This window comes from Streptomyces sp. URMC 124, assembly GCF_051386455.1.
Lineage (GTDB): Bacteria > Actinomycetota > Actinomycetes > Streptomycetales > Streptomycetaceae > Streptomyces.
Genome location: NZ_JBPQTS010000048.1, coordinates 32869 through 42712, shown reverse-complemented (window position 1 = coordinate 42712; position 9844 = coordinate 32869). Strand labels below are relative to the sequence as shown.

6 protein-coding genes and 1 pseudogene are annotated in these 9844 nt (G+C 75.4%); 5 read left to right on the top strand and 2 right to left on the bottom strand.

Translation table 11 applies throughout. The features are described from left to right. From lanKC to ACSNOG_RS13180, 4 genes are all read left to right on the top strand, one after another. Positions 1 to 2706: class III lanthionine synthetase LanKC (gene lanKC, locus ACSNOG_RS13195; RefSeq protein ID WP_436752811.1), on the top strand; the 2706-nt coding region annotated here is incomplete at its 5' end. 63 nt (positions 2707 to 2769) lie between these two features. Next, complete coding sequence (locus tag ACSNOG_RS13190) at positions 2770 to 2895, top strand: SapB/AmfS family lanthipeptide (protein ID WP_436752810.1); 126 nt, start codon at positions 2770 to 2772, stop codon at positions 2893 to 2895. Positions 2896 to 3022: 127 nt separating this feature from the next. Further along, positions 3023 to 4726 carry an ABC transporter transmembrane domain-containing protein gene (locus tag ACSNOG_RS13185; protein WP_436752809.1) on the top strand — a complete coding sequence of 568 codons (1704 nt, stop codon included), beginning with the start codon at positions 3023 to 3025 and terminating at the stop codon, positions 4724 to 4726. 276 nt (positions 4727 to 5002) lie between these two features. Beyond that, the gene (locus ACSNOG_RS13180) at positions 5003 to 6871 is read left to right on the top strand and encodes an ATP-binding cassette domain-containing protein (RefSeq protein WP_436752808.1); all 1869 of its coding nucleotides are present in this window, start codon (positions 5003 to 5005) and stop codon (positions 6869 to 6871) included. Here the strand turns inward: ACSNOG_RS13180 and ACSNOG_RS13175 are convergent. Both ACSNOG_RS13175 and ACSNOG_RS13170 read right to left on the bottom strand, forming a co-directional pair. After that, positions 6797 to 7168, bottom strand: a pseudogene (locus ACSNOG_RS13175) (LuxR C-terminal-related transcriptional regulator); the annotation flags it as partial. The gene ACSNOG_RS13180 and the pseudogene ACSNOG_RS13175 sit on opposite strands and share 75 nt — an antisense overlap. A gap of 349 nt (positions 7169 to 7517) precedes the next feature. Then, on the bottom strand, positions 7518 to 8156 hold the full coding sequence (locus ACSNOG_RS13170) for a TetR family transcriptional regulator (RefSeq protein ID WP_436752807.1): 639 nt from the start codon (positions 8154 to 8156) through the stop codon (positions 7518 to 7520). A 222-nt stretch (positions 8157 to 8378) separates the two neighbouring features. Between ACSNOG_RS13170 and ACSNOG_RS13165 the strand changes: the two genes are divergently transcribed. After that, positions 8379 to 9752, top strand: coding sequence for a glycosyltransferase family 4 protein (locus tag ACSNOG_RS13165; RefSeq protein WP_436752806.1), 1374 nt, complete (start codon positions 8379 to 8381; stop codon positions 9750 to 9752). Positions 9753 to 9844 lie beyond the last annotated feature (92 nt).

Genomic DNA, 9844 nt, shown 5'->3' with positions numbered 1-9844 from the left:
GCCCCCGCCGGCTGGAGCACCGCCCGCCACGGCGACTGGCTCCACGTCTTCCCCGCCGGGGAGGACGGCGGTCCGCGCCCCGGGCAGCCCCTCCAGGGATGGAAGATCCACGTCTCGGCCACCGCCGACACCGCGGACAAGACCGCCGCCGACGTCTGGGACTACTGCGTCGCCCGGGACATCCCGTTCAAGTTCGTCCCCGGCGCGCACCTGCTCCACCTGCGCAACAGCAAGTACGCGGAGCGAGGCCACAGCGGGAAGTTCGTCACCGTCTACCCCTCCGGCGAGGAGGAGCTGCACGCCACCCTCGCCGGGCTGCAGGAGATCGTCGGCGGCCGCCCCGGTCCGTACATCCTCACCGACCTGCGCTGGCACGAAGGCCCCCTCTACGTCCGCTACGGCGCCTTCACCCGCCGCTTCTGCATCGACGGCCGCGGCGCCCTCGTGCCCGCCGTCGAGGACGGGGACGGCAAGCTCGTCCCCGACTCCCGCAACCCCGCCTTCCAGATCCCGCCGTGGGTGACGCTGCCGGACTTCCTGGCACCGCACCTCGCCGCCCGCAACGCCACCACCGTCGGCGACCTGCCCTACCGCATCGAGAAGGCCCTGCACTTCTCCAACGGCGGCGGCGTCTACGCCGGCACCGACACGCGCGACGGCCGGAAGGTCGTCCTCAAGGAAGGCCGCCCCCACGCCGGGCTCGCCGCCGACGGAGCCGACGCCGTGGCCCGCCTGGAGCGCGAGAAGGACGCCCTGGAGCGGCTCGCCGGCCTCGGCGTCGCCCCCGAGCCACGGGACTGGCTCACCATCGGCGACCACCGCTTCCTCGTCATGGACTTCATCGAGGGCAAGCCCCTCAACTCCTTCTTCGCCCACCGCCACCCGCTGCTCGCCGCGGAACCGGAGCCCACCGCCACCGCCGACTACACCGCGTGGGCGCTGCGCATCCACCGCGCCGTCGAGGAGGCCGTCGAGAAGGTCCACGCCCGCGGCGTCGTCTTCAACGACCTGCACATGTTCAACATCATGGTCGCGCCCGACGAACGCTCCGTCGTCCTCATCGACTTCGAGGCCGCCGCCCCCGCCTCCGAGCACGGTCGGCAAGTCGTCGCCCACCCCGGCTTCTTCGCCCCGCCGGACCGCCGCGGCGCCGACGTCGACCGCTACGCCCTGGCCTGCCTGCGGCTCGCGCTCTTCCTGCCCATCACCACGCTGTTCGTGATCGACCGGGCCAAGGCGGCCCACCTGGCCGAGGTGATCGCCGAACAGTTCCCGGTGCCGCGGGAGTTCCTCGACGAGGCGGTGGCGGAGATCATGCGGGGGGCGGGGAGCGTGCCGGCCGAAGGAGCCGTACCCGCCGTGCTCGCCGAGGGAGCCGTATCCCCCGTGCTCGCCGAGGGGGCCGAGCCCGCCGTGCTCACCGAGGGGGCCGAGCCCGCCGCCTCCGAAGCCTCGGGAGCGCCCGGGCGGCGCACCCACACCCTCGCCCCCGGCGCCGGCCGCGCCCTCCCGCCGCACGAACTGCCCGACCCCGCCGAGGACTGGCCCCGCGCCCGCGCGTCCATGGTCCGCGCCCTCCTCGCCTCCGCCACGCCGGAGCGCGACGACCGCCTCTTCCCCGGGGACATCGCCCAGTTCGCCGAGGGCGGCGGCCTCGGCCTCGCCCACGGCGCCGCCGGAGTCCTGCACGCCCTCGCAGAAGCCGGCGCGGAGCGCTACGAAGAGGGCGAGCAGTGGCTGCTGCGGCACACGGACCCCGTGCCGTCCGGAACCCCGCTCGGCCTCTACGACGGGCTCGCCGGCGTCGCCTGCACCCTCGACCGCCTCGGCCACACCCGGCGCGCCCTGGACCTGTCCGGGCTCATGCTCGGCGAGCAGTGGCAGCGCCTCACCTCCGACCTGCGCAGCGGCCTGGCCGGCGTCGGCCTCGCCCTCGACCACCTCGCCCGCACCACCGGCGAGCGCCAGCTCCACGACCAGGCCGTCGAGGCCGCCCAGCTCCTCGCCGACCGGCTCGCCGCAGACGCCGCCGACCGGTCCGCTCAAGGGGAGGGCGGCAGCGCGCCCCGCAAGCGCGCCGGGCTCCTGCGCGGCGCGAGCGGCCCCGCCCTGCTCTTCCTGCGGCTGTACGAGCGCACCGGCGCCCCCGCCCTCCTCGACCTCGCCGAGCAGGCCCTGCGCACCGACCTCGCCCGCTGCACCCGCACGCCCAGCGGCACCCTCGAAGTCGACGAGGGCTGGCGCACCATGCCGTACCTCGGTGACGGCAGCGCCGGCATCGGCATGGTCCTGGACGACTTCCTGGCCCTCGCCCCGGACCCCGACCCGTACTTCACGGACGCCCGCGACGGCATCCTCACCGCCGCCCGGTCGCGCTTCTACGCCCAGCCCGGGCTGTTCCAGGGCCGGGCCGGGATGATCCTGCACCTCGCCCGCACCACCGCGCCCGGCGCGAGCGCGGAACACCTGTCCGCGCAGGTCCGCGGGCTGTCCTGGTACGCCATGTCCTACCGGGGCGAACTCGCCTACCCCGGCAGCCAGATGATGCGGCTGTCCATGGACCTCGCCACCGGAACGGCCGGCTGCCTGCTCGCCCTCACCGCCGCCCTCGACGGCGCCCGGCCCGCCGCAGGGCCCGCGCAGCTGCCGTTCCTCCCGCCCCCTCCGGGGCCCCGAAGCCGGCTCCATGCCGTTGTGGAGCCGTAGCAAGAAAACGCAAGAGAAACCCAATCCCCGTCCCCACGGGAATCCCACGAAAGGAACACGACCATGGCGCTCCTCGACCTGCAGAGCATGGAGTCCGACGAGAACACCGGCGGTCACGGCGGCGGCGGTCAGAGCACGGTCAGCCTGCTCTCCTGCGTCAGCACCGCGAGCGTGCTGATCTGTCTGTGATCCGGCACCGGATCCGACGCTGATCCGGCACCGGGCGGGCCCTTCCTGCGACGAGGGGCCCGCCCGGGTCCGCCGTTTCCCCACGGACCTTCCCCACGGATGGTACGGACACGAGGGCCCCCGACCCATGGCACACACCCGCACCGCCACGGCCGCCGCCGGAGACCGGCTGCTGCTCGCCACCGCCCGGCACAGCGCCGCCCGCGCGGTCGCGCTCGCCCTCCTCGCGGTCGCCTCCACCGGAGCGGCCCTGCTGCTGCCCGTCACCCTCGGCCACACCCTCGACCTGCTCCTCGCCCGCCGCGGCGCCGACGCCGGCCGCTGGGTCGTCCTGTGCGGGCTCCTCGTCGCCGGGCCGGCCGCCCTCGACGCCCTCACCGAACTCCTCACCGGCACCACGGCCGCCCGCGCCACCGCCCGGCTGCGCCACCGGCTGCTGGGCCACGTCCTCGCCGCGGGCCCGCAGGTCACCGGCCGCTTCCCGCCCGGCGACCTCGTCACCCGCCTCGTCGGCAACGCCGCCGACACCGGCACCGCGCCCGCCACGCTCGCGCACGCCGCCGCCTCCGTGGCCGGCCCCGTCGGCGGGATCGTCGCCCTCGGTCTCATCGACCCCTGGCTCGCGCTCGCCTTCCTCGCCGGCGCCCCCCTGCTCGCCGTCCTCCTGCGGGCCTTCACCCGCGCTTCAACGGACTGCGTCGCCCGCTACCAGCAGCTCCAGGGAGACATCGCCGGGCGTCTCGTCGAAGCGCTCGGAGGCGCCCGCACCGTCGCCGCGGCCGGCACCGCCGCCCGCGAAGAGGCCCGCATCCTCGAACCGCTGCCCGCGCTCTCCCGCGAAGGGCACCGCATGTGGCGCGTCCAGGGCCGCTCCACGGCCCAGGCCGGCACGCTCGTGCCGCTGCTGCAGATCACCGTCCTCGCCGTCGCCGGCCTCCGGCTCTCCCAGGGGCTCCTCACCGTCGGAGACCTCCTCGCCGCCTCCCGCTACGCCGTGCTCGCCACCGGCGTCGGCATGCTCGTCGGCCACCTCAACGCCGCGGCCCGCGCCCGCGCCGCGGCCGCCCGCTCCGCGGAGGTCCTCGCGGTGCCCGAAGTCCCTTACGGCGAGCGGCGTCTGCCGCCCGGGCCCGGCACGCTGGAACTGCGGGGCGTGAGCGTCGTGCGGGGCGGGCGGACGGTCCTGCGCGAGGTGAGCGTGACGGTGCCCGGGGGAAGTTCCCTGGCCGTCGTCGGACGCTCCGGCAGCGGCAAGTCCGTCCTCGCCGAAACGGCCGGCCGGCTCGCCGACCCCGACGCCGGCACCGTCCTTCTCGACGGCGTCCCGCTGCCCGCCCTCCGCCGCGGCGAACTGCGCCGCGCCGTCGGACACGCCTTCGCCCGGCCCGCGCTGCTGGGCGGCACGATCGGCGGCACGATCGGCTTCGGGGCGGTCGCGCCGGGGCGCGAGGCGCGGGAGGCCGCGGCGCGGGAGGCGTGCGCGCACGACTTCGTCCGGCGCCTCCCGCGCGGCTACGACACGCCCTGCGCAAAGGCCCCCCTCTCGGGCGGCGAGGCCCAACGTCTGGGCCTCGCCCGCGCCTTCGCCCACGCGGGCCGGCTTCTGATCCTGGACGACGCCACGTCCAGTCTGGACACGGCGACGGAACGCCGCGTCACCGCGGCCCTCCACGCCTCGTCCGCCCCCACCCGCGTCCTGATAGCCCACCGCGCGACGACGGCCGCAAGCACGGACCGCGTCCTGTGGCTCCACGAGGGCACGGTCCGGGCGGTGGCTCCGCACACCGCCCTGTGGGAAGACCCGGAATACCGGGCGGTCTTCGATGCGTGAGCGCAACCACGACCGCCGGGCCACCCGGCCGCGGCAGAGCCGCCGCCCTTCTTCCCGCCGCAACGGCGAGTTGTTCAACGGCGCGTTCCGGCGGTGCCGAGCTGGCCGTTCCCGCCGCGGCGGGAGTCGTTCGGCGGCGCTGAACCGTCTGTCGAAGGCCACCCGGCTCCCACCCCTTCCCACCCGCCGCGACGGCGAGTCGCCCCGCGGCGCATCCCGGCGCTGCCCAGCCCACCGCGACCGTCCCGTCCGTTCAGGCCGCCTCAGGAGGTCACCGTGACACCCGTTGAGCCCGGGCTCCTCCGGCGAGGCACCCGGTACCTCGCCGGCCGGCGGCGCGTCGTCGCGGTGCTGCTCGCGTGGTCCGTCGTGGAGGCCGGGCACACCTTCGTGCTGGGGTACGCCCTGGCGCGGGCGCTGGACGGCGGGTTCCTCGCCGAACGGCCCGGCGCCGGGTTCGCCTGGCTCGCACTGGCCGCCGTGGCCGTGGTCGTCGGGGCGTACGGGACCGGGCGCACGTACGGCGGGGTCGCCGGGCTCGTGGAGCCCTTCCGGGACCGCCTGGTGCGGACGGTCGTCGCCCGCGCCCTGCACCGCGGCGACACCGCGGCCGTGTCCCGGCTGACGCACCAGGTGGAGATCGCCCGCGACGCCTTCGCCGGTCTGGTGATGGTCTCGCGGTCGTTCGTCTTCACCGCGGCCGGCGCGCTGACGGGCCTGTTCCTGCTCGCGCCCGCGCTGCTGGCGGTCGTCGCGCCGCCCCTCGTCCTCGGCCTCGCCCTGTTCCTGGCGACGCTGCGCCCGCTCGCCCGCCGCCAGGAGGCGTACCTCGCCGCGGACGAGGCCCTCGCCGCGGCCCTCGGCGAGGTCTTCTCCGGCCTGCGCGACGTCACCGCGGCGGGCGCCGAGCCCCGCGTCCGCGCGGAGGCGGGCGCGCTCGCCGACGCCGCGCTGCACGCCTCCCGCTCGCTCGCCCGCTGGTCCGTCGTGCGGGTCGTGGCCCTGGCCCTGGCCGGGCAGCTGCCGGTGGTGCTGCTGCTGGCGGGGGCGCCGTGGCTGCTGGACCGGGGCGTCACCGCGGGCGGTCTCGTGGGCGCGCTGGCCTATCTGACGCAGTCCCTGATGCCCGCGCTGCAGAACCTCGTCCACGGCCTGGGCACGAGCGGCTCCCGCCTGGCCGTGGTGGTGCGCAGGCTCACGGCACCGGGCCCGCCCGCCGGAGCGCCGCACCTGCCGGAAGCAGCAGGAACACCCCGGGACGACGACACGCCCGCCCTCGAACTGCGCCGCCTCACCTTCGCGTACGGCGAGGGTGCCGACCCCGTCGTCCGGGACCTGGACCTGACCCTGCCCCGGGGCGGGCACCTGGCGGTCGTCGGCCCCAGCGGTGTCGGGAAGTCGACGCTGGCCGGGCTGGTCGCGGGCCTGCTGAGCCCGTGCGGCGGCGAGGTCGTCGTGGGCGGCGCCCGGGCCGGCACGGCGGCCGCCATGGCGCAGCGGGTGCTGATCCCGCAGGAGGCGTACGTGTTCTCGGGGACGCTCGCCGACAACCTGGGCTATCTGCGGGCCGGCGCCGTCCCGGAGGAGGAGATGCGGGCCGCGGCCGAGGCGCTCGGCATGGCGGAACTCGTCCGCCGCGTGGGCGGCTTCGCGGCGCCGCTCGCCCCGGCGGAGCTCTCGGCTGGGGAGCGGCAGCAGATCGCCCTGGCCCGGGCCTACCTGTCGCCCGCTCCCCTCGCCGTGCTGGACGAGGCGACCTGTCATCTCGATCCCGTGGCGGAGGCCCGCGCGGAGCGGGCCTTCGCGCGCCGCCCGGGCGGCACCCTCGTCGTCATCGCGCACCGGGCCGCCTCCGCCCGCCGCGCCGGGCGCGTCCTGGTGATGGACGGCGCGGACACGGTCTGCGGGGAGCACCACGAGCTGCCGGCGCGCTCCCCGCTCTACCGCGACCTCATGGGTGCCGCGGAGCCCGTGAACCGCACCCCCTCACACCCACCCGGCCACCTGCGAGATGCGGATCGCGTCGACCCGGTTGCGCGCCCCGGTCTTCCGGGTGATCGCGGCCATGTAGTTGCGCACCGTGCCGTTCGACAGGTGCAGGCTGTGGGCGATCTCCCCGACGGACGCCCCCTCCGCCGCGAGTGACAGCACGCTCAGTTCCCGTCTCGTCAGCGGGATCTCCGCCGCCTCCAGGAAGCCGAAGCCGAGCGCTTCGTCGATGTACCGTTCGCCCTGCGCCACATGCCTTATTCCTTCCACCAGGCGGTCGGGAGAAGCGTTTTTGCTCAGGTATCCCAGAGCCTTCTCCTCGTACGCCCGGCGCAGTGGCCCCGGCCGTCCCGCACTGGCCAGGGCGAGCAGCGCGGCCCTGCCGTCGCGCGCGTCACCCTGCCCGCACAGCTCCCTCAGGCCGCGCGGCCCGCTCGCCTCCGGGCTGTCCATGTCCACCACGCACACGTGCGGCCGCACCGAGTCCGACAGGGCGGGCGCGCGTTGCCACGACGCCGAGGAGACCTCCAGGTCCGGCTCTCTGCCGATGAGAGCCGCCAGCGCCGCTCGCAGCAGATAGGTGTCATGCACCAGTAGAACCCGGATCACGGTCCCCGCCTTCCCGCTCCCCCGCGCAGCGAGTGCTGCGCCGGACACCGACGCTCATTCATACCGGCGTGTGCCACCGCTCCGGGCGCGTATACCGGACATGGAGGGGGCGCAAGGGCGCATGGATTCCGCCACGTGCGCCCCAAGTTCACTCGAAAGCGCCCCCCATGAATCGGGTGCCGGGGGTAGCGCGTCAGGCCTGTTGTGGGGTAGTGAGCCGGATGAGTCGGCAGACGGTCTCGATGTCGATCCGCACCTGTGCGATGGAAGCGCGCCCCGAGAGCCAGGTGATGAGCGCCGAATGCCAAGTGTGCTCGATGACGCGCACGGCGGAGAGCTGCTCGGGGGAGGGCGGCCCGGCCGGGCCCATGGCGTCGAGGATGATCGCCGTGGTGAGCCGGGAGACGGTGTCGACCTCGGCGCTCACCGAGCGGTCGGCGAAGGTGAGGGCGCGCACCATCGCGTCGGCCAGGTGCGGTTCGCGCTGCATGGCGCGGAAGGCCCGCATCAGCGTCTGCGCCACGCGCGCGGACGGGTCGGCGTCCGTCGGCGGGCGCTTGCGCAACGTCCCGTGCAGGGCCTGCAGCTGGTCCTGCATGGTGGCGACCAGCAGGTGGACCTTGGAGGGGAAGTAGCGGTAGAGCGTGCCGAGCGCGACGCCCGCCGCCTCGGCGACCTCGCGCATCTGCACCGCGTCGAAGCCGCCGCGGCCCGCGAGCTCCGCGGTGGCCTGCAGGATCCGGCGGCGGCGGGCCTCTTGACGCTCGGTCAGGGGCAGGCTGGGCCCGGCGGGCACGGCCCGCGCGGTCGGCGACTTGGGTTCCGTCGTCATATGTCCCATTCCGTGGCAATCCATCCAGGGGTGTCTGTACGGCCCGGACGGCACAGCATGGCAGGGGTCGGGCCGTGGCGCGAATCACCCGATCCGGTCCTGGCGACCGCCTTTCCGGCCGGTAGATTCGAGGCTTCTGGACGACCCAGTCTGAAACTTGTTCTAGATTAGCGCGACCGGTTACGCTCCGGCCGGAACAGCAGCCAGAAGGAGGCCGGGGGAGTGACCGCTGAGGCCACTGAGGCAGCTCTCGCACATGCGGCGCGCGAGGCGCACGCGCGGCAGGACGTACGCGACGCGGGGCCCCGGGACGGGGACGGCGACCGCCCCCTGCGGATCGCACTGCTCACCTACAAGGGCAACCCCTTCTGCGGCGGCCAGGGCGTCTACGTCCGCCACCTCTCCCGCGAACTCGCCCGCCTCGGGCACAGCGTCGAGGTCATCGGCTCCCAGCCGTACCCCGTCCTCGACGAGGGCGTGACCCTCACCGAGCTGCCGAGTCTCGACCTCTACCGCCAGCCCGACCCCTTCCGCACGCCCGGCCGCGACGAGTACCGCGACTGGATCGACGCGCTGGAGGTCTCCACGATGTGGACGGGCGGCTTCCCCGAGCCGCTCACCTTCAGCCTGCGCGCCCGGCGCCATCTCGCCGCGCAGCGCGGCCGGTTCGACGTCGTCCACGACAACCAGACCCTGGGCTACGGGCTCCTCGGCGGCCCCGAGGCGATCGGCGCGCCGCTGGTGACGACCATCCACCACCCCATCACCGTCGACCGGCAGCTCGACCTCGCCGCCGCCGCGGACTGGAAGCGGCGGGCCTCCGTGCGCCGCTGGTACGGCTTCACCCGGATGCAGAAGCGGGTCGCCCGCCGGCTGCCGTCTGTGCTCACCGTCTCCGGCTCCTCGCGCCAGGAGATCGTCGACCACCTCGGCGTGCGCGCCGAGCGGGTGCACGTCGTGCCGATCGGGGCCGACACCGACCTGTTCTCGCCCGACCCGTCCGTGCCCGAAGTCCCGGGCCGCATCGTCACCACCTCCAGCGCGGACGTCCCCCTCAAGGGCCTCGTCCACCTGATCGAGGCGCTGGCCGTGGTCCGCCGCCGCCACCCCGCCGCGCACCTCGTCGTCGTCGGCAAGCGCGCCGAGGACGGGCCGGTCGCCACCGCGATCCGGCGCTGCGGGCTGGAGGGCGCCGTCGAGTTCGTCAAGGGCATCACCGACGCCGAGCTCGTCGACCTCGTGCGCTCGGCGCAGGTCGCCTGCGTGCCCTCGCTGTACGAGGGCTTCTCGCTGCCGGCCGCCGAGGCCATGGCCACGGGGACGCCGCTGGCCGCCACCACCGGTGGTGCGATTCCGGAGGTCGCGGGGCCCGACGGGGAGACCTGCCTGGCCGTCCCGCCCGGCGACCCCGGAGCCCTTGCCTCCGCGCTCGACCGGCTCCTCGCCGACCCCGGACTGCGCCGCCGCCTCGGCGCCGCGGGCCGCGAACGCGTCCTCTCCCGCTTCACCTGGCGCGAGGCCGCGATCGGCACGGCCCGCCACTACCGCGAGGCGATCGCCCTCGCGGGCACCCGGCCCGCCGGACGGCGAGGCTAGTGCGGCGCGGCCCGGCACCCGGCCTCCCCGCCACGCCCCGGCACCGCCACACTCCGCCGCGGGGCGTGCTCGCCGTTGCGGCGGACCGATGT

Bases quoted from the DNA above. Each gene is read 5' to 3' on its own strand.
- ACSNOG_RS13170 (WP_436752807.1), bottom strand. From the start codon at position 8,156: ATGACGACGGAACCCAAGTCGCCGACCGCGCGGGCCGTGCCCGCCGGG.
- ACSNOG_RS13185 (WP_436752809.1), top strand. From the start codon at position 3,023: ATGGCACACACCCGCACCGCCACGGCCGCCGCCGGAGACCGGCTGCTG.
- ACSNOG_RS13190 (WP_436752810.1), top strand. From the start codon at position 2,770: ATGGCGCTCCTCGACCTGCAGAGCATGGAGTCCGACGAGAACACCGGC.